13 protein-coding genes are annotated in these 19891 nt (G+C 56.8%); 8 read left to right on the top strand and 5 right to left on the bottom strand.

Going from position 1 to position 19891, the window contains the following annotated elements; genetic code table 11:
• Window positions 1-105 precede the first annotated feature (105 nt).
• From rpoN to ptsN, 3 genes are all read left to right on the top strand, one after another.
• The gene (rpoN, locus tag FHW16_RS05840) at window positions 106-1770 is read left to right on the top strand and encodes an RNA polymerase factor sigma-54 (RefSeq protein WP_182548166.1); all 1665 of its coding nucleotides are present in this window, start codon (window positions 106-108) and stop codon (window positions 1768-1770) included.
• Between the two features lie 206 nt (window positions 1771-1976).
• Window positions 1977-2570, top strand: coding sequence for a ribosome hibernation-promoting factor, HPF/YfiA family (gene hpf, locus FHW16_RS05835; RefSeq protein WP_091878871.1), 594 nt, complete (start codon window positions 1977-1979; stop codon window positions 2568-2570).
• A gap of 63 nt (window positions 2571-2633) precedes the next feature.
• Entirely contained in the window at window positions 2634-3098 is a 465-nt protein-coding gene (ptsN, locus tag FHW16_RS05830; RefSeq protein ID WP_091878869.1) for a PTS IIA-like nitrogen regulatory protein PtsN, read from the top strand.
• A gap of 265 nt (window positions 3099-3363) precedes the next feature.
• On the opposite strand, the gene FHW16_RS05825 is transcribed toward ptsN, so the two are convergent.
• Window positions 3364-4260 carry a DMT family transporter gene (locus tag FHW16_RS05825; RefSeq protein ID WP_182548165.1) on the bottom strand — a complete coding sequence of 299 codons (897 nt, stop codon included), beginning with the start codon at window positions 4258-4260 and terminating at the stop codon, window positions 3364-3366.
• Window positions 4261-4361: 101 nt separating this feature from the next.
• Here FHW16_RS05825 and FHW16_RS05820 point away from each other — a divergent pair, with 101 nt between their 5' ends.
• Complete coding sequence (locus FHW16_RS05820; protein WP_182548164.1) at window positions 4362-5219, top strand: LysR substrate-binding domain-containing protein; 858 nt, start codon at window positions 4362-4364, stop codon at window positions 5217-5219.
• Between the two features lie 17 nt (window positions 5220-5236).
• On the opposite strand, the gene FHW16_RS05815 is transcribed toward FHW16_RS05820, so the two are convergent.
• Both FHW16_RS05815 and FHW16_RS05810 read right to left on the bottom strand, forming a co-directional pair.
• On the bottom strand, window positions 5237-5620 hold the full coding sequence (locus tag FHW16_RS05815) for a cupin domain-containing protein (protein WP_182548163.1): 384 nt from the start codon (window positions 5618-5620) through the stop codon (window positions 5237-5239).
• Between the two features lie 83 nt (window positions 5621-5703).
• On the bottom strand, window positions 5704-6138 hold the full coding sequence (locus FHW16_RS05810) for a Fur family transcriptional regulator (protein WP_182548162.1): 435 nt from the start codon (window positions 6136-6138) through the stop codon (window positions 5704-5706).
• 235 nt (window positions 6139-6373) lie between these two features.
• On the opposite strand from FHW16_RS05810, the gene FHW16_RS05805 reads away from it, so the two are divergent.
• From FHW16_RS05805 to FHW16_RS05790, 4 genes are read left to right on the top strand one after another with little or no spacing between them, the layout of a single operon-like run.
• Window positions 6374-7267, top strand: a complete 894-nt coding sequence (locus tag FHW16_RS05805; RefSeq protein WP_182548161.1) for a metal ABC transporter substrate-binding protein — start codon at window positions 6374-6376, stop codon at window positions 7265-7267.
• On the top strand, window positions 7264-8160 hold the full coding sequence (locus FHW16_RS05800; protein WP_432651993.1) for a manganese/iron ABC transporter ATP-binding protein: 897 nt from the start codon (window positions 7264-7266) through the stop codon (window positions 8158-8160). The genes FHW16_RS05805 and FHW16_RS05800 overlap by 4 nt, the downstream gene beginning before the upstream one ends.
• Window positions 8157-9017 carry a metal ABC transporter permease gene (locus FHW16_RS05795; protein WP_281410089.1) on the top strand — a complete coding sequence of 287 codons (861 nt, stop codon included), beginning with the start codon at window positions 8157-8159 and terminating at the stop codon, window positions 9015-9017. Before FHW16_RS05800 ends, FHW16_RS05795 begins: the two co-directional genes overlap by 4 nt.
• Window positions 9014-9865, top strand: a complete 852-nt coding sequence (locus FHW16_RS05790; protein WP_182548160.1) for a metal ABC transporter permease — start codon at window positions 9014-9016, stop codon at window positions 9863-9865. Before FHW16_RS05795 ends, FHW16_RS05790 begins: the two co-directional genes overlap by 4 nt.
• Before the next feature lie 36 nt (window positions 9866-9901).
• Here the strand turns inward: FHW16_RS05790 and FHW16_RS05785 are convergent, their stop codons facing one another.
• A complete protein-coding gene (locus FHW16_RS05785) occupies window positions 9902-18505 on the bottom strand; it encodes a GH36-type glycosyl hydrolase domain-containing protein (protein ID WP_182548159.1) in 8604 nt (2867 codons plus the stop codon).
• A 348-nt stretch (window positions 18506-18853) separates the two neighbouring features.
• Complete coding sequence (locus FHW16_RS05780; RefSeq protein ID WP_182548158.1) at window positions 18854-19891, bottom strand: sulfate/molybdate ABC transporter ATP-binding protein; 1038 nt, start codon at window positions 19889-19891, stop codon at window positions 18854-18856.

Below are 19891 nucleotides of genomic sequence, written 5' to 3'. Positions count from 1 at the left end.
TTTTCCTGAATAGAGTCGTTTTTTGCTTTGTTGGAATTGACAAGCAAGGATTGGGCCATTTCTGTACGTAGAAAAGAATTTCGTACAGGAGTACCCGCGTTCACCATGGCTCTGTCGCCAAAACTTGATCTGAGGCAAACACAGTCGCTGGTGATGACGCCACTGCTTATGCAGTCGATTCGGCTGTTGCAGCTGACCTATGCCGAGCTTGAGCAGTTTATCGAACAGGAGATTGAAAAGAATCCCCTGCTCGAACGCGATGAAACGGCCTACGACCATTCTTCCTTTGAAAGCAGGGACGTATCCGATGATCGCGGGCCGGGAGACGCGGGCGATTATGCTCGCAGCATGAGCAGCGGCGACACGGGTGAAGGCCGTGATGGCGGAGACATGGGTGAACAGAGCGAACATTGGCTCGTCAGCGGCGAGTCGACCAGTTCCGGCTCCATGTCCGATACATTCGACAGTTCATTGGAGAATATTTTCCCTGACGATCCTGGAACCCATGATTTCATTGCCGGCGATCTCGCATCACAATGGAAGTCGTCTTCTGGCGATGGATATGTATCGACCGGCGGCGAGGGGTTTAACCTTGAACAGGTTACCGCAGCACCGCTGACATTGCGCGACCACGTGGGTGAACAGATTATCTTTGCCTTCGAAGATGCTGTGGACCGGCTGATTGCGGCGGAAATCGCGGATCACCTTGATGAAATGGGTTATCTGCGTATTGATATCGATGAAATTGCCGAGCGATTGGGTGTTGAAGCAGCCCATATCGACAAGTTGATAACGGTCCTGCAGACGTTTGAGCCAGCTGGCCTGTTTGCCCGGGATCTGGCGGAATGTCTGGCAATCCAGCTGCGTGCAAAAAACCGGCTCGATCCCGCGATGACGATGCTTTTGCAGAATCTGGAACTCCTGGCGAAACGTGATTTTCAGAGCCTGAGAAAATTATGCCGGGTGACTGATACGGACCTTCTCGACATGTTGCAGGAGATACGTCTTCTGGATCCAAAACCGGGAACTGCGTTCTCCTCGGGCGTGGCCGACAGTATCATCCCGGATGTACAGGTCGGTATGGCGCCGGATGGAACGTGGAATATTGAACTCAACCCAGAAGCGTTGCCGCGTGTTCTCGTCAACAATACCTATTATGCGACGATTGCGAAGGTGACGGCGTCTCCCGGCGAGAAGGGTTTTCTCAGCGAATGTCTGCAAAATGCCAACTGGCTGACGCGAAGCCTGGATCAGCGCGCACAGACAATTTTGAAGGTCGCGAAAGAAATTGTCCGCCAGCAATCGGAGTTTCTGCAATTTGGCGTCGCACATTTGAAGCCGCTCAACTTGCGAAATGTGGCCGACGCGATCGGCATGCATGAGTCGACAGTCAGCCGCGTGACAGCCAATAAATATATGTTGACGAAGCGCGGTGTTTTCGAGCTGCGGTACTTTTTCAATGCGGGGATATCCGCCACCGAGGGTGGTGAACAGCATTCCTCACAGTCCGTGCGGCATCAGATCAAGCTGCTCATCGACAATGAAAAGCCGGAAGATATTCTCTCCGACGATACAATCGTGGATCTTTTGAAGGGCCAGGGCGTTGATATTGCACGGCGTACTGTTGCGAAATACCGGGAGGTGATGAATATCGCTTCCTCAGTCCAAAGGCGGCGCGAGAAAAAAGCACAGGCTTCTGTGCGCAAGGGTGACGGAAACTCTGGATTCATCCGGCACACAGGTGTAGAATCGCGGCGAGTGGGTAAATGAACCGGACCATAGAAGTTCGGTCAAGGGAGAGTGAAGCGCCGGTAATTTGCATCGATTGAAGCGAAAGCGCGCCTTTGGAGATGAAGAATCAGAAAGTGAAATGTGATGGATCACTCGCATGGAATGTGCGGGATGTCTTTGCTCGTCTGACAACAACAGTGTAGATTGGCTCGGGCAATGAAAAGTCACAACGAAGGTGAGGTATCATGAGTCTGCGTGTATCTGGGAAACATATGGACATTGGTGACGCTTTCCGCATTCGCATCGACGAACGGATCGGCGAGATGGTGACCAAGTATTTCGATGGCGGATATACAGGCCACGTCACAGTGGAGAAACAGGGGTCGCGTTTCATCGCGGACTGCCTGATCCGTCTCGATACCGGCACGGTGTTGCAGGCAGCAGGCGAGGCACAAGATCCTCAGCTTGCTTTCGATGCAGCCGGAGAACGCGTGGACAAGCGCCTTCGCCGTTACAAGCGACGGTTGAAATCGCATCAGGCCCCCGGCTCGAACGGTGTTTTCGACGATATTTCCTACCGGGTCGTTGCCCCCGTACCGGATGAAGATGAGGATATTCCGGAAGATTACGCGCCGACAATTGTGGCTGAGACATCGATGGCGCTCAGAAGCATGAGTGTCGCGTCCGCTGTGGTCGAGCTTGATCTGAAAGATAGTCCAGTGGTTGTCTTCCGCAACTCTGGAAGTACGCAGGTTAATATCGTATACCGCCGCGCTGACGGCAACATCGGCTGGATCGATCCATCGGCCGTGGCCGGTCAGAACGGCGCCGGCTCCTAGGCGAAATTTGAACTACCGTCCGCGCCCAAGAAAGCGCGGGCGGTAACAGGAAGGAAGAGAATAATGGATCTGGGTGACCTCATTCAGCCCGACGCTGTCCTGCCCGCATTGAAAGTCAATTCCAAAAAACAGCTTTTGCAGATCATGTCGGAGAAGGCGGCCGCCTTGACCGGTTTGACGGAGCGGGAAGTGTTTGACACTGTCCTGCAGCGCGAACGGCTGGGCTCGACCGGTGTTGGCAATGGCATTGCCATTCCACATGGCAAGATCAACAGCGTCAAGCGGATTACTGGGGTCTTCGCACAGCTCGAAACACCCGTCGATTTCGAAGCGCTGGATGACCAGCCGGTCGATATTGTTTTCCTTCTGCTCGCGCCTGAGAATGCTGGCGCGGATCATCTGAAGGCTCTGTCACGCATTGCGCGCATGCTGCGCGATCCCGAACGGATTGCCAAATTGCGCACGGCCCATGATGCGAGCCTTATCTACGAATTGCTGACGGCGCAGCCTGCATCCAACGCCGCCTGATTCTTTGAGAGTTTAATAAAGGCCGCCTGTGGGCGGCTTTTTTTGTTGAAAGGGGATGAGCACTAAGACATGTTTTGCACTACTCTCGTACGTGGTTCGACAAGCTCACCATGAGGGAGATTGATACTGCAAGGCTAATCGGAGGTATTGCAGAGGCTGTTCACCTGCATTGCAGTACTTTGCTCCCTGCAATCCTCACTCTCCCTCATGGTGAGCCTGTCGAACCACGCGCCAAGAAGATGCAGCATTGACGGACACACCCGCTTCAAACTGCCGAAGTCCGCCGCCACGGAAACTGCCATCCGAGCCGGACGCCCAGCGTGCCACAGGCGATCAGCAGCATTCCGGCGGCCTGCGCCATTCCCAGGGGATGGCTATAAATTGCCCAATCCACAATGATGGCGACGATCGGATAGATGAAGGTCAACACGCCGATAACTGGTGTCGACAGGCGTGGATAGGCCGAATAGATCAGGATATAGGCAATGCCCGTGTGAAGAATGCCGATACTTGCCAGCCATCCCCAGGACGCCAGCGGTACGTGTCCTGTCAAATTGGCGAAAGGGGCGAGCATGACAATACCGATAACAGTTTGGCAGAGTACGGTGATCTCCGGCCGTTGCTCGCCGAGGCCCTTGGCAAGAATCGTCGCCGCTGCATAAAGCATGGCGGCGCCAAGCGACATGATGATGCCGAGAATCCACACGGTGTTGACCGGGGCGGCTGCCCCGACCATGCCGCTTGCCAGGACAACACCGAGAAATGCGCCTGACATCCAGATGATCTGATCGAAGGTGATGCGTTCCTTGAGCAGGGTTGCGCCAATCAGGACAACGAAGAAGGGCTGGATGTGATAGATGATGGTGGTCGTGGCGATGGATGTCATGCGGAAGCCGGCAAAGAATGCTACCCAGCTCAACACCATGCAGATACCACCAAGAGCTGCCCGTGCCAGTCGCGGCCAGGAGAGCGTCTGGTCCGGAAGATAACCGCGCAGAAAACACCAGGCACTGAGAAAGATAGCGCCGAAAACGCAGCGCCAGAAAACGATCGTTATGGGATCAAGCCGTGTTTCTGTTGCAAAAGCACCGACAGTACCAATAATGACCATGGCGATGGCCAGCCGCGCTGCCGGTAAACGATCGGAAATTGGTTCAGTCATAAGGAGCAATCCTGTGTAGAAGGACACCCAGTTAGCGCCAACGATTGCCACCAAACAAACGAATAGATTTGGAATAAACTATTCGCTATGTTGATAGCACCATGGCCGCACCCCTTGACCTCGATCTCTTGCGAACCTTTGTGATTGTCGTTGAAACCGGTAGTCTGTCGGCTGCTGCCCCGCGTGTCGGCCGCAGCCAGTCTGCTGTCAGCATGCAGATGCAGCGGCTGGAGCAGGCGGTGGGCAAACAGCTACTGATTCGCAATCCCCGTTCGGTCGAGCCGAACCTGGCTGGTGAGAGTTTTCTCAACTATGCGCGGCGGTTGCTACGACTGTCCGACGAGGCTTGGGCCAATGTCACCCGTCCTGAGGAAACCGGCAGCGTGCGGCTCGGGGTTCCCGACGACTATGCCGCGTTCCTCCTGCCCCCCGTTTTGTCACGGTTTGCTGCGGAGCATCCCCTGGTCACTGTCGAGCTGGTTTGCGAGCAATCCACATCGCTGGTGAAGGCGATTGACGAAGATCGCGTCAATCTGGCGATTCTCACCCGTGGGGCTACCCAGCCATTGGAGGTGATACGCCGCGAACGTTTGATCTGGGTGGCATCACCAACTCATGTTGCCTGGGAAAATGATCCGCTCCCCATTGCCCTGTTTGAGCCCGGCTGCGCCGCGCGCATGAATGTGCTGGATGCGCTGGGGGATGCGGACCGCAGCTATCGCTGCACCTATTCCAGTGCCAGCCTGCTCGGATTGATTGCCGTTGTGCAGGCTGGACTGGCAGTTGCCGCGCTCGCCGCCTGCAGCGTGCCGTCGACGCTGCGCGTTATCGGCGAGAATGAAGGTCTGCCGCCGCTGCATGACCTCGAAATCGGCATTATGCGCAGCCCGGTGTCATCGAGCCCGGCCATTGACCGGCTGGATGATTTTCTGCGCCGCGAATTGGCACAGATAAACTGAACTGGGGCGCGTGCTGCTCAGATCCAGACATCGTTCTGGGCGGTGCGCTCCCCGCCTTCATTGCCGGTGTTCATCACGCCGCGCGGCTCGATCAGCATCAGCCTGACCTCCTTTTCGGCATAGGGTTTGTGTTCGACCCCTTTGGGGACAACGTACATTTCGCCCGATTTGATCGTCACGGATCCATCGCGAAAATCAATGCGCAGCTCACCGTCCAGAACAATGAAAGCCTCATCAGTTTCCGGATGATCGTGCCAGATGAAATCACCCTCGATGCGGACGATCTTGAATTGGTAATCATTCAGTTCGGCAACGACTTTGGGTGACCACTGTTCTGAAAACAGCGTGTACTTTTCGGAAAAATTGATGGCCTTGTAAGATTTTGGCTGGATTGTTTGCATGCATAACTCCCTCGGGCAAATGCCGGCGCAAGTTATGCTTCCCGCGAAAGCAAACGTCTTGGACGTTTGTGCGAAGACGTCAACTATTCCGACGGCTTGGACTTTCGTCCGTAGAGCTCCAACCGATGATGAATGATGTCATAGCCGAGCGCGCGGGCAATTTCTTCCTGCAGCTTTTCGATCTTATCCGACTGGAACTCGATCACATCGCCGGTATCGACGTCGATCAGATGGTCGTGATGCTCGCCATGAGCCTGTTCAAAGCGCGATGGGCCCCCGTTGAAGGCGTGGCGATGAATAGCCCCCATTTCCTCCAGTAGGTTCATGGTCCGATATACGGTCGAAAGCGAAATGCTGTCGTCGATCTCGATGGCACGATGGAAAATCTTCATCGCGTCCGGATGGTCTTCCGTGGAGGTCAGAATATCGAGAATGATTCGGCGGGGACGGGTGATCCGAACGCCTGCCTTGCGCAGTTCTTTCTCGTAATCCGGCTTCTGATTGATAGCGTGTTTCATGAGCTTGATTATGCGCCAGAACGCGTTCAGTTGCAAAGATTCTCAACTGGCCGTGACAAATACGGCAACTGATACACAGAATTTCAACGTCAGACTCTCCCCGCAACGTCGCAAACGGCATCGAATTTCTTTTTGCAAATCATTTGCATTTGCATTGACGAACGAAGACTCGAACGTTATGGAGTAACAGTGGCGGCGGAAAATCGCGCCATTTCTGGAGTTTGCTGGAGGCGATATGAGATTATCTCGACTGTTGATTGCTGTTTTTACTCTTTTGACGATCCTTGGCCCGGCATCCGCTGCCGACGGCAAGAAGTTCAAGGTGGTCACCACCTTTACGATCATCGCCGATATGGCCCGCAATGTTGCGGGTGATGCCGCGAATGTGGATTCGATTACCAAACCCAATGCGGAAATTCATGACTATCAGCCGACACCCGGCGATATCCTGAAGGCACAAGATGCCAATCTCGTTCTGTGGAATGGTCTCGGTCTTGAGCGCTGGTTCGAAAAATTCTTCGGCAATGTAAAGGATGTCCCGAGCGTCGTTGTCAGCGAGGGTGTAGAGCCAATGGGCATTTCGGAAGGCCCCTATGAAGGCAAGCCAAATCCACATGCCTGGATGTCACCCAATGCCGCGCTGATCTATGTGGAAAATATCCGTAAGGCACTCGGCAAGTATGACCCGGCGAACGCCGCCGTCTATGACCGCAATGCGGCGGCCTATTCGGAAAAGATCCGGGCGACCGTTGCGCCGATCCGCGAAAGTCTGGCCGCTGTTCCTGTCGAGCGCCGCTGGCTTGTGACCAGTGAAGGCGCTTTCAGCTACCTCGCGCGCGATTTCGACATGAAAGAACTCTATCTCTGGCCAATCAATGCCGACCAGCAGGGCACGCCCCAGCAGGTTCGCAAGGTAATCGACAAGGTTCGGGCTGAAAAAATTCCCGTAGTTTTCAGCGAAAGCACGATCTCCGCTTCACCCGCCAAGCAGGTCGCTCGTGAGACAGGCGCGAAATATGGCGGCGTTCTCTATGTCGATTCGCTCAGCGATCCTGATGGTCCGGTACCGACTTATCTCGACCTCTTGCGTGTCACGGCACAAACCGTAGCCAAAGGTTTCACCCAGTGAGCGTGTCTTCCCAAACGCTCGCCGGTCCCTCCGCTGCAAAGCGGGGGGCTGGTCTTTCCGTGCATGATGTCACCGTGACCTACCGCAATGGTCACACGGCACTGCGCAATGCGAGTTTTGACATCCCGCGCGGATCGATTACCGCGCTTGTCGGCGTCAACGGTAGTGGCAAGTCCACCCTGTTCAAAGCCATCATGGGCTTTGTGCCCCTCGCCAAAGGATCGGTCTCGATCCTGGGTGAACAGGCGGGACGGGCGCTCAAGCGCAATGTGGTGGCCTATGTGCCGCAAAGCGAGGATGTCGACTGGAATTTCCCCGTTCTGGTCGAAGACGTCGTGATGATGGGACGATACGGCCATATGAATTTTCTGCGCATCCCGAAAAAGCGCGACCAGCATATGGTGACGGCCGCGCTGGAACGGGTCGGCATGACGGATTTTCGCAAGCGCCAGATCGGCGAGCTCTCGGGCGGGCAGAAGAAGCGTGTCTTCCTTGCCCGCGCGCTGGCGCAGGAAGGCGATATCATTCTTCTGGATGAACCTTTTACCGGGGTCGACGTGCGGACAGAAGAGGCCATCATAGGCCTTTTGCGATCCCTGCGCGATGACGGCAAGGTCATGCTGGTTTCCACGCATAATCTCGGCAGCGTGCCCGAATTCTGTGACCGGGCTGTGCTGGTAAACCGCACTGTTCTCGCATCCGGCCCGACCGAAAAGGTGTTCACACAGGCCAATCTGGAAATGACTTTCGGTGGCGTGCTGCGGCACTTCATTCTTGGCGGCGTTGATCTGCATGCCGATGCGGACCCGCGCAGCGTCACGGTGCTGAGCGATGATGAACGTCCCTTCGTGATCTACGGCGAACCCACAGGGAAAGGTAAGCCGCAATCATGATGCAGACCCTTCTCGAACCCTTTTCCTACAATTACATGGTCAATGCCATGTGGGTCAGCGCGCTGGTTGGCGGTGTCTGCGCCTTCCTTTCCGCTTATCTTATGCTGAAGGGCTGGTCGCTGATCGGCGATGCGCTCTCCCATTCCATCGTGCCCGGTGTCGCCGGCGCCTACATGCTGGGCCTGCCGTTTTCCATTGGTGCGTTCTTTTCCGGCGGTCTTGCCGCAGTCACCATGCTGTTTCTCAATCAGCGGACGAAGCTGAAAGAAGATGCCATCATCGGTCTTATCTTTACGTCGTTCTTCGGGCTTGGCCTGTTCATGATGTCGCTGTCCCCTGCCTCGGTGAACATCCAGACCATTGTGCTCGGCAATATTCTGGCGATCACCCCAGAAGATACGCTGCAACTGGTCATCATTTGCGGAGTGTCGCTGGCTGTCCTCCTCGTCAAATGGAAGGATCTCATGGTTACGTTCTTCGACGAGAATCACGCGCGTTCCATCGGGCTCAATCCTCCACTCCTCAAGATACTGTTCTTTACCCTGCTCAGTGCGTCGACGGTGGCAGCCATGCAGACGGTGGGTGCGTTTCTGGTTGTGGCTATGGTTGTTACACCGGGGGCAACCGCCTATCTCTTGCATGACCGTTTCCCGCGCCTGATCCAGACGAGTGTACTGATTGGCGCTTTGACCAGTTTTGTCGGTGCCTATTTCAGCTATTTCCTCGATGGCGCGACCGGCGGCATAATCGTTGTGCTGCAGACACTTGTTTTTCTCACCGCCTTTGTTTTCGCACCCAAGCATGGAACGCTTGCCGCGCGCCGACGTGCCAAACTGGCATTGGAGGAGGGGGCATGAACGACGTGATTCAGCTTTTGTTGCAACCCTTCGGCTTTGGCTTCATGCAGCAGGCGTTTGTCATCACGCTGCTGGTTGCAATCCCCATGGGCCTGCTCTCCCCCTTTCTCGTCCTGAAAGGCTGGTCGCTGATGGGGGATGCGATTTCACATGCGGTGCTGCCGGGTGTGGTGCTCGCCTATATCGCGGGTATTCCTCTGGCAATCGGGGCTTTTGCAGCGGGCATGATCTGCGCACTCGCCACCGGTTTCCTCAAGCAAAACAGCCGGGTGAAAGAAGACACTGTCATGGGCGTGGTGTTCTCGGGCATGTTCGGCCTTGGCATCGTGCTCTATACAAAAATCCAGTCTGACGTGCATCTCGACCACATCCTGTTCGGCGACATGCTCGGCGTGGCGTGGCGCGATATTGCGGAAACTGGCGTAATTGCAGCCGTGACCATGCTGGCGCTTGGTATCTGGCGGCGTGATTTGCTCCTGCATGCCTTTGACCCGCAACACGCGCAGGCGATCGGTCTGCCGGTGAAATTCCTGCATTACGGACTGCTCTGTATCCTGTCGCTGACAATTGTCGGCGCTCTCAAGGTCGTTGGAATTATTCTTGCCGTCGCCATGCTGATTGCGCCGGGGTCCATTGCTTTCCTCTTGACCAAACGGTTCGAGCGCATGCTGTTCGTATCGGCGCTTGTTGCCGTTTCAACCTCATTGGCCGGTATCTATCTAAGTTTCTTCCTCGATAGCGCCCCGGCACCAACCATCGTGCTCTTGCTGACGGCAAGCTTCATTCTTGCCTTTGTCTTGTCGAGAAAAGGAACCGCCGCCAGCGCGGAAGCACAGGCGGCGGATTAAAATGGTTTACTCAGTCAGCGGCAAGCTCGCCGCGGACTATTTTCCTGGCACGACTTCCACAAGCACCTTGTGTTCACCTGATGCTTCAAGCGGAATGCCAGCATCGGCCTTGGCGAGTTTCTTGCCATCGACAGTGATCTTTCTACCGCCCTTGCCTGCCGGCTTGACCTCAACCGTGTAGCGCGCCTTGTCGTTGCGCAGCACGAAGCTGAAGCCATCGGTCCATGCCGTCGGCAGGGCAGGGTCGACAAACAGCCTGTCATTCTGACGGCTGATGCCGAGAATACCTTCCGTTGCCACCCGGTAGAGCCAGCCGGCGGAACCCGTATACCAGGTCCAGCCGCCGCGTCCGCGCATCGGATCAACCGAATAAACGTCAGCAGCGACGACATAGGGCTCGACCCGGTATGACTCGGCCTTGTCAGCATCCAGCGAATGGTTCACCGGATTGAGCTTGCTGAACCAGCGATAGGCCTCATCGGCATTTCCAAGCTTGGCCATGGCCAAGACAGCCCAGGTTGCGGCATGGGTATACTGACCGCCATTCTCGCGCACACCCGGCGGATAGCCCTTGATGTAACCCGGCTCATGTCGCGTTTTGTTGAACGGCGGCGTGAACAGTTTGATGATATCAACCTCGTCATCGACCAGATGCGTCGCAACAGATTGCATGGCCTGTTTGGCGCGGTCAGGATCACCATAGCCGGAGAGAACGCTCCAGGACTGGGCGATGGAGTCGATCCTGCACTCGTCACTGGTCTTGGAACCCAGTGGCGAGCCGTCGTCGAAATAGCCGCGGCGATACCATTCGCCGTCCCAGCCATCTTTTTCCAGAGCGGCTTTGAGGCTCTCGATATGCGCTTCCCACCGCTTGATGCGGTCGGCATCCTTGCGCTGGCGGGCAATCGGCAGGATATCGCGCAGGGTGCTGATCAGGAACCAGCCCAGCCAGATGCTCTCGCCCTTGCCCTCTTCGCCGACCCGGTTCATGCCGTCGTTCCAGTCGCCGGTGAGCATGAGTGGCAGGCCGTGTGCGCCGGTGCGGGCGATCGCCAGATCGAGCGCGCGGGCCGCGTGCTCATAAACGGTGACTTTCTCTGTCGTTATTGCCGGCTGATAGAAAGCATCATGTTCGCCGGTTTCGAGAGCCTTGCCCTCGATGAAAGCGATCTGTTCATCCAGAATGCTCATATCACCTGTTACCGAGGTGTAGTGGGCAATGGCATAACCGAGCCACACCACGTCATCGGAAATCATTGTTCGCACACCGGCACCCGATGTTGGCAACCACCAGTGTTGAACATCACCTTCCTTGAACTGCCGGGCGGCGACATTCAGGATCTGATGGCGGGCCAGAGATGGGTCGAGCACCAGCATCGACAGCGTATCCTGCAACTGGTCGCGGAACCCGAAGGCACCACTGGCCTGATAGAAAGCTGTTCGTGCCCAGATACGGCAGGCAAGGCTCTGATAGGGCAGCCAGCGGTTGACCATCACGTCGAACGCATCGTCGGGTGTATCCACCTGCAGACCATCGAGGAACTCGGTCCAGATTGCCTTGGAAGCCGCCAGCGTCTTTTCAAACGGACGCTTGAGCTGTTCTGCGAGAACACGGCGTGCTTCATCGGAACCGGCAGTGTCACCGATGTAGAACAGGATTTCTTTGGTTTCACCCGCAGCGATTTCCACGTCGACCGCAAGTGCTGCACACGTATCACCGCCCGCTTCAACCACGTTGGACAAGGTTTTCGCCCGCAATACCGCTGCTGGCTGGTCCACCGAGCCCAGCGGGCCGAAAAACTCGGACCGTTCCGATGTCACGGATTGCGGCTTCACGTTTGAAGCGAAGAATGCCACGTGGTCCTTCCGGTCGGTGCCGTAGGGATTGCGGGCAAACAGCGCGCCGCTGTCCGCATCGTGCGACGGAACGATGAACGGAGCCGTTTTGGCGCGCGAAGTGCCGAGCATCCATTCGACAAAACCATAAACACGCAACTGCTTGGCTGTCCCGCCGTGATTGGTGATCTTGAGGCTGGACACCCGCACCGGCATTTCCGCGTCGATGGTATGGGTCAGCTCAAGGCCGACATTGCCGTGGCGCGACAGGAATGTCGAATAGCCTTGCCCATGGCGCGTCTCGTACTGAACCGAGGGATCACGCAGCACTGAAGCAGTTGGCGAGAACGCAGTACCCTTGTCCAGATCTACGACGTAGAGCGCCTCACCGGACCGGTTGATCACAGGGTCGTTCGACCACTGGGTAAGCTGATAGTCGCGACTGTTGCTCGACCAGGTAAAGCCTGCGCCCTCTGCCGACACATGGAAACCGAAGCCCGCATTGGAGATCACATTGATCCATGGTTGCGGCGTGGTTGTGCGATCTGCAAGCCGGACGACATATTCGCCGGTCTTCATGTCAAAACCGCCAAAGCCGTTCCAGAAGGCAAGATCGCCGCCCTCTGTTTTCTGACGGCGCTTGCTCACCAGCTGTGTCGGAGCGGGCGCAATACTGCGCAGCTCGTCAAGACCGGTATCGCCTGTGGCAAGAGCCTTGCCGGATGTCGCGGTGACAACCGGCTGCAGGTCAGCGGCCAGTTCCTCCATACGCTTCAGCTGTTCGACCAGCGTGCCGTTCTGCGCGTGCATGACGATACGGGCAGAGGCAAGCAGGGTATTATAGCTCGCGTCACTCATCTGATCCTTGCGCACGGTGAAGATATGGACACGTGGACCGTACTGTCCACCGCGATTGCGGCTGTTCTCGCAGATCGCTTCAAGCCCGCGCTGGAAGTCCTGGGCATAGGAGAAGGAGCGCTCATTGATGACAACGACGTCAACCACAAGCCCCTTCGCCCGCCAATATTCCTGTGCCTTCAAGACATTCTTCAGTGTTTCCATGTCGGCTTCGTCATCGATGCGCAGGGCAAGGATGGGGAAGTCACCGGATATGGACATCGGCCACAGATCGGATTGGCTGCCAAGTCCGGATGCGATGCTTTCGGAGGGCATGCGCAGGGCTTTGTCCGTATAGATCAGGCTGGTTGCCACACGCTGGAAATCAGCGGCCTCATCCGGATTGATCTCGATGTGGTGCAGCCGCACCTGCGAGCTTGTCCAGGACAGTGAGAATTCGCGGGCAAAGCAGTCCGGATGCCGGAAGCGGGAAACAACCTCTTCCAGTTCGTGCCGGTCAGGACCAACCAAGGTCCAATAAACCAGTGTGACCCGCTTGTGCGCGGGAACACGAACGCGGCAACGCAGTGACGCGATGGGATCGAGGACAAATCCCTGGCTGCCGTTGAGGGTTACACCTTCATCGAAGGCAGCGGGATTGCGCAGGTTGCGACCGCGGCCGATGAAGGCCCGCCGGTCGGTTTCTGCCTGGATTTCCCGCATGGCACCCGATCCGTCGGTGACAACGTGTGCCACATGAATATCCGGCTCGTTGCTGGCGCGTTTGCGCCGCGTAGCGTAGATCGTGTCGCCGCGCGGATCGATTTCGGTTTCCACGAACATCTTGGCAAAGGCCGGATGTGCCGTATCCGTATCGTCTGCTGTCAGAACCAGTTCGGCATAGGACGTCACTTCAATGATCCGGTCTTTTGTTCCGGTATTGGTGATGATGATACGGCGGCCTTCGCCATCGGAATCCGATGCGACGATGGTTTCCACCGTGGACTGGATCGTGCCGTTTTCCTTGACGAACTCTGCTTTGTAATCGGCGAAGATGGTGGTGCTCTTCTCACCTGCCGCCCGCACGGGATCGCCGGTTGCCGACCACCATTCGCCACTGTCGAGATCGCGCAGGAACAGGAATGTTCCGTAGCCGCTTTCAAGCGGATCGGGCTGGAAGCGGGTGATCGCAAGGCCATTCCAGCGGCTGTAACCGCCGCCATTGGCGGTGACCATGACCGAGTAGTGACCGTTCGACATGATCTGCGTGGCGCGTGGAGCGGCAAGCGGGTTCTTGATAAAACGGATGGATGCCGTTTCTTCGCCGCTTTCCACGGCCTTGCGCATGGGGTTGTCGGCCTTGGCCTGCAGAACCGGTATTTCGCGCGGTGCCTTTTCCTGCAAAAGCAGTTCGGCGGCCTCGATGACGGGGTCGGAATGGAAGCGGTCGCGCATGCGGCCTTCAAACACCACATTGTTGACGGCGACGATGGACATGCCGTGATGGTGCGCCATGTAGTTGCGCACGATCGCATATTCTTCATCCTCGCGAACACGGGAACGGGTGAAGTCGACGGCGTCATAGAAGCCGTACTGACCAAGCGCACCCATTTCGCGCAGGCGTTTCAGATTGACCACGGCTTCCGCCGGACGATACTGGCTGGCCATGATGCTGGCATAGGGTGCCACAACGTAGTTCTTGGACAGACCGCGCTTCAGTCCCAGTGTTGGAACACCGAAGTTGGTGTACTGGTAGTTCATTTCCGGATCGCGCGCATTGTAGGCGGCTTCGGAAATGCCCCATGGCAGGCCTTTTGACTCGCCATATTCAATCTGGCGTTGGACGATCAGTTTGTTGGTTTGATCGAGCATGGAGCCCAATGGCTCGATCATGACCAGAGGCGGCATCAGATATTCGAACATGGAGCCTGACCAGGAGATCAGCGCACCGCGCCAGCCAACCGGGACCAGAAGACGGCCAAGACGGAACCAGTGATCAACCGGAATATCGCCCTTGGCAATGGCAAAGAGGCTGGCGAGACGTGCTTCCGAAGCCAGAAGATCGTAGCAGCTTGCATCGAGTTCGTTGGTATCGACGCGGAAACCGATGGACAGGAGGCGCCGCTCCTTGCGTTCAAGGAAGGTGAAGTCAGTGTCGAAGGCCAGTTGCCGGGCCCGGGTTGCCAGCGAAACCAGCCGCTCGCGCAGACTGTCCGTTCCCGCATGGGTGCCGATCGCATCATCCGTATGCGCCTGGCAGGTCTTGACGAGAATGAGCGCCCATTCATTGGCGGTAGTGCTGAGCGCACTTTCAAGCTCACCGTGCAACTCTTCCGTCAGGCGCTGAATGTCACCGGCAAAGAGCGAAAGATTGATGGTTCGCAGGGATGCCGTTTCCGGCTCTTCCTTGATGGTGGTGATGGCACGGCGGAAATTGGCCACCCGCTCGTCAAGACGGCGGCGCAACGGCCGCAGGACGCGGCGTTCGTCTGGAATGTCGTTGATCGCCTCTTCCAGAATATCGCTGACGTCGAGGATGCCATCCAGATCGCTTTGCAGATAGACGGACGGTGCCTCCGCCCATTTCTCCAGTGCGGAAGACAGTGCTACCAGATGGCCGGCAAGATTGCCGCTGTCCACTGATGAGACGTAAAGCGGCAGGAGAGGGCGCAAGGTGGTTGTTTCGTACCAGTTGTAGAGGTGGCCGCGGTATTTCTCCATCTTTTCCAGTGTGGAGAGTGTGTCATCGATGCGTGTCAGCGTCTCGTTGAAGCCGATCCAGCCAAAGTCCCGGGCGGCCACGGTCGACAACAGATACATACCGATATTGGTCGGTGATGTACGGGTTGCGATGACGGGATGCGGGTCCTCCTGGAAATTGTCCGGAGGAATGAAGTTCTGTTCCTTGGTAACGAACGTATCGTAGTAGTGCCAGGTGCGGCGGGCAAACCGGCGCAGCTCGCTCTTGTCCGAAGAACGGACATTGAGATCATCCAGCGGCTTGGCCGACCGGCTGACCAGCCAGGCAATGACCGGCGAGAAGAACCAGATCAGCGCGAAGGGGACGGCGAGAAACCATGCCCGGCTCTGCGTGGCGAGCGGCAGGGCGATTGCAATGGCCGCGACGATGATCGCGGGCCACATCAGGCGTGCGTAGTACTGCAGCGTGTCCGGTGCGCTGGCCTTTGCCTGGGCCGCAGCACGCCATTCGAGCAGGTTCTTGCGCGATATGAAGACGCGGTAGAGTGTACGGACAATGGCATCAGCCATCAGGCAAGCCATGTTGGCAATGAACGTGATGCGGAGGGCAATATCGGCGGCACCGGAGAAAATATCGGTGAGGATCGCCTGGAAATGCCCTTTCAGCGACAGGTTCATATTTGTCGGTACAAGGTTGGTGAACAGGATCATCGTCGGAACGATGAACATGCTGAAAATCATGAAGAACTGCCACAGCGCTGCAACACCAGGTGGGAGCAGTGTCCATCCGGCAATCGAGGCGATGATCCAGAAGATCGGCGTCAGCGAGCGGCGCAGGTTGTCGGTCATTTTCCAGCGCGTAACCGCAGTCACGCCCGGTCGAGTGCTGAACAGATAGGGCAGAAGCTGCCAGTCACCACGCGTCCAGCGATGGTGACGCGAAATGTCGACATTGTAGCCTGTCGGATAGTCTTCGACGACCTCGACGTCGCTGACCAGTGCCGCACGGGCATAGCCGCCTTCGAGAAGGTCATGGCTGAGAACGGTGTTCTCGTCGATCTTGCCGTCGAGGGCCAATTCGAAGAAGTCTACATCGTAGAGGCCCTTGCCGGTGAAGGTCCCTTCACCCAGCACATCCTGATAAACGTCCGACACCGCAAAGACATAGGGATCTATGCCGCGGTTGACCGAGAAGACACGCTGCAGGAATGAGGCGTCATCACCTGTTGTGAGCGACGGCGTGACGCGTGGCTGCAGGATGGCGTAGCCACTGGTCACTCGGCCCGACTTTTCCTTGTAGATAGGCCGATTGAGCGGATGGCTCAGCTTGCCCGCAAGACGATTGACGGAATCCGGGGTCAGGCGGGTGTCCGAGTCGAGCGTCATCACGAACTTGATGTCACCGGGCACTTCCTCATTGCTGGGGAAATAGGTCGTGTCCTTGTCGCCGCGCAACAGCATATTGAGTTCATGCAGCTTGCCGCGTTTGCGCTCCCAGCCCATCCAGCGGCCTTCCTGTGCGTTGTACAGGCGCTTGCGGTGCAGGAGGAAGAAACGCGGGTTGCCACCTTGAGTATAGTGCTGATTGAGTGCGGTTACTTTTTCGCGGGCATAGTCGAGAATATCAAGATCGTTCTCGGTCTGCTCCACCTTGCTGTCTGCCCAGTCGGTGAGCAGCGCGAAATAGATTTCGCCGCGCGGATTGGTCAGATAATGCACTTCAAGATTGCGGATATGCTCGTCGACGGAATCCCGCGAGGTGATCAGCGTCGGTACCGCGACAAGGGTTTTTGCCTCCGGGGGCAGGCCATTCTTGTATTCAAAGCCGATCAAACGTGTGGGCGGCATGAACATGGGAATGATCCAGTTGACGAAACCATTGGCGGTTTCCATCGTCGGGAAAACAGCCAGGACCGTCAGCAGGAGAACCGTATCGCTCGGCAGGCCGTAACGCCGCAGCCAGTAGTGGATCAGGAACAGAATGCCGATCGAGATGACCGAGGCAGGGACCCAAAGACCGGCAAGGCCCAGCATCTTGTAGAACCGTACCCAGCGTTGCAGTACGGTGGGTGTGGAACCGCATGTCTCTTCCAGTTCCGTGCGTCCGTCGCCGGCGAGATAGTAGCCGACGTCACGTTTGCGCTGCACGGTGACGCTCTTCTCGTCGCCCGTGGTTTCAGCACTGTGATGTGCAAGATCAAGCGCGGCCTGCGTAATGTCCTGCTCGCTCTTGCCTGAGCGGCGGGCGATCTTTTCAATCGCCACGCGATAGGCATTGCGGGAATGGAAATCGAGGGCGTCGAAGTTCGAATGCTCACGCAGAACCGCGTCGACACCGCTGACTGTCTCGAACCAGGTGATCCAGTCGACGTCATCAATGGCTTTCAGGCTGCGAATGAGGTTACCCATGGTAACGCCGCCGGTGGACTGGCGCGTATGTTCCTGAATAATGGCATCTTCGGCATCGCTGCCGTTCTTTTCCAGCTCTTCTTCAAGCCAGGCAACGGCTGCACCGGAATGCATGGCGCCGCCACGCAGGCGATAGAGCAGATGGGTGGCAAAGGTGCTGTCGCGGGCGGCGGTGGTGTACTGCGCCAAAAGCTGCGGCAGGGTATCCTTGTCCGCATTGAGCGTGATTTCGTCGGCAACGCTGTTGGCGTAGGCGCGCATGCGCCGGGCGCGCTCGACTCGCAAAGACAAACGGCGCGCATTTTCGATAAGGATGAAACGCACGGCGGAGGGAAGGGCCCAGAGTTCGCCGATGTGCAAGGGCGAAACAGTCTGGAATCCTTCGACCATCGCCGTCAGGCTGCTGAGTGAGAACTGGCTGTCCGTATGCGCCGCATAGAGCCACGCCAACGCCATGACACGCGGGATCTCTGGCTTGCTCGTCAGGGGCGGCAACTGGCGGAAGAACTTCTTCGGAAGATCGCGCTCGACCTGCTGGATGTTCTGATCAACAAGATAATAATTGTCGAGAAGCCATTGGGCCGCCGGAGTAATCGTTTCACCCTTGCGTGCAGCCGCGTCAGAGGAACGATAGGAATGGAGGATCAGCCGGGCATTTTCGATCGTACGCTGCTCAAACACCATGGGTTCGTAGTCGGGCAGGCGGATATCTTCACCGCGCGCAACACGTGCGCCCAGATCGCGCAGGTCATCGATGGATTTATAGTGTGCTCTGATTGGATTGGGTTGGACCGAAAAAATCTGACCAACGGCATTCTTCTGTGGTGTGAAAGATTTAAAAAAAGACAGTAGGGCCATTTGCCTTCGTTTCGGTTGTGAAGAAAAAATCTTCAGGGCTGCAACACAGACGATAATAACGGGTCGATTGACCCATGGAGGAGTCACGATCTAATCGGGTCGGATCAACTAAGCTACCATCACTTTCATCCTTGCCGATCAGTTTTGATGAAAATGAGTCAAATTTCCATCTGTTTATCTTAGGCAATTCGTAGTGGGCTGCACAGGGGGCACTGCGCGCAAACCTGATAATCGATGTTCTTTAAGGGTGGTATGCTTTGTGAACACACTGTTTATGGGAGGTAAGCAGACGGCGTGCAAAAGCCGGAGTTGATGAAACTCCGGCTTTGATTGGCAGTCCTCGAAAGCTCAAGCCTTGGGAAAAACACGCCAATGCTTGGGGCGAAAGGCAATGCGGCTCTTTTCCTTGGCGGGATGATCAGCTGGAATTTCGATCTCAACGCGTTCAGCCGCACCGCCGATTTCAAGTTCCACGCGTCTTGTCGCACCCACGCGGCGGCTCGCAATAACGGTTCCGGCGATGCAGCCGCCGCAGCCATCGACCAGTTCGACATCATGCGGACGGAAATAAAAGGCTGCCTCTCCATCGGGTGCGTCGCTCTTCAGACCCAATGCGCGGTCTGCAAGCCATACCTCGCCATTGTCGATGCGCACGGCTAGTGAACTTGATTCGCCGATGAAACCATAGACGAAGGGAGAGTTTGGCGTGTCATAGACCTGATCAGGTGTTCCGATCTGCTCGATCTTGCCCTGACTCATCACCACAACACGGTCCGCGAGTTCCAGCGCTTCGTCCTGGTCGTGAGTCACGAAAACTGTTGTGTGCATCGTCTTGTCGTGGATTTCACGCAGCCACCGGCGTAGCTCCTTGCGCACTTTCGCATCCAGTGCACCGAACGGTTCGTCGAGAAGCAGAACTCGCGGCTCGATCGCCATGGCGCGAGCGAGGGCTACACGCTGGCGCTGACCGCCGGAAAGCTGGGCCGGATAGCGCTTTTCGAGACCCCCGAGCTGCACGAAATCGAGCAGTTCGGACGAGCGGCGGCGGATTTCCTCATTGCTTGGACGGCTTGCGGAGGGGCGAACCTTCAGTCCGAACCCGACATTGTCGATGACGGTCATATGCCGGAACAGTGCATAATGCTGGAACACGAAGCCGACATTACGCTCCTGCACGGATTTCAGCGATGCGTCCTCGTCGCCGAAAAACACCTTTCCCTCTGTCGGGGTTTCCAGGCCGGCAATCAGGCGCAGAAGCGTCGTCTTGCCTGATCCGGAAGGCCCGAGCAATGCAATCAGTTCACCCGAATTGATATCGAGCGACACGTCGTGCAACGCCGGGAAGCGATCAAATTCCTTGCGTACACCACTTACGCGAACGTCCAT

The organism is Phyllobacterium myrsinacearum (genome assembly GCF_014138285.1).
GTDB classification, from domain to species: domain Bacteria; phylum Pseudomonadota; class Alphaproteobacteria; order Rhizobiales; family Rhizobiaceae; genus Phyllobacterium; species Phyllobacterium myrsinacearum_A.
The sequence above is the reverse complement of the archived record's forward strand: the minus strand, read 5'-3'. Positions and strand labels throughout refer to the sequence as shown.

What these genes read in the sequence shown, in the direction of transcription:
- hpf (WP_091878871.1), top strand. Translation starts at nt 1,977, where the DNA reads ATGAGTCTGCGTGTATCTGGGAAACATATGGACATTGGTGACGCTTTC.
- FHW16_RS05805 (WP_182548161.1), top strand. Translation starts at nt 6,374, where the DNA reads ATGAGATTATCTCGACTGTTGATTGCTGTTTTTACTCTTTTGACGATC.
- FHW16_RS05815 (WP_182548163.1), bottom strand. Translation starts at nt 5,620, where the DNA reads ATGCAAACAATCCAGCCAAAATCTTACAAGGCCATCAATTTTTCCGAA.
- FHW16_RS05810 (WP_182548162.1), bottom strand. Translation starts at nt 6,138, where the DNA reads ATGAAACACGCTATCAATCAGAAGCCGGATTACGAGAAAGAACTGCGC.
- ptsN (WP_091878869.1), top strand. Translation starts at nt 2,634, where the DNA reads ATGGATCTGGGTGACCTCATTCAGCCCGACGCTGTCCTGCCCGCATTG.
- FHW16_RS05820 (WP_182548164.1), top strand. Translation starts at nt 4,362, where the DNA reads ATGGCCGCACCCCTTGACCTCGATCTCTTGCGAACCTTTGTGATTGTC.
- rpoN (WP_182548166.1), top strand. Translation starts at nt 106, where the DNA reads ATGGCTCTGTCGCCAAAACTTGATCTGAGGCAAACACAGTCGCTGGTG.
- FHW16_RS05790 (WP_182548160.1), top strand. Translation starts at nt 9,014, where the DNA reads ATGAACGACGTGATTCAGCTTTTGTTGCAACCCTTCGGCTTTGGCTTC.
- FHW16_RS05785 (WP_182548159.1), bottom strand. Translation starts at nt 18,505, where the DNA reads ATGGCCCTACTGTCTTTTTTTAAATCTTTCACACCACAGAAGAATGCC.
- FHW16_RS05825 (WP_182548165.1), bottom strand. Translation starts at nt 4,260, where the DNA reads ATGACTGAACCAATTTCCGATCGTTTACCGGCAGCGCGGCTGGCCATC.
- FHW16_RS05795 (WP_281410089.1), top strand. Translation starts at nt 8,157, where the DNA reads ATGATGCAGACCCTTCTCGAACCCTTTTCCTACAATTACATGGTCAAT.
- FHW16_RS05780 (WP_182548158.1), bottom strand. Translation starts at nt 19,891, where the DNA reads ATGGACGTTCGCGTAAGTGGTGTACGCAAGGAATTTGATCGCTTCCCG.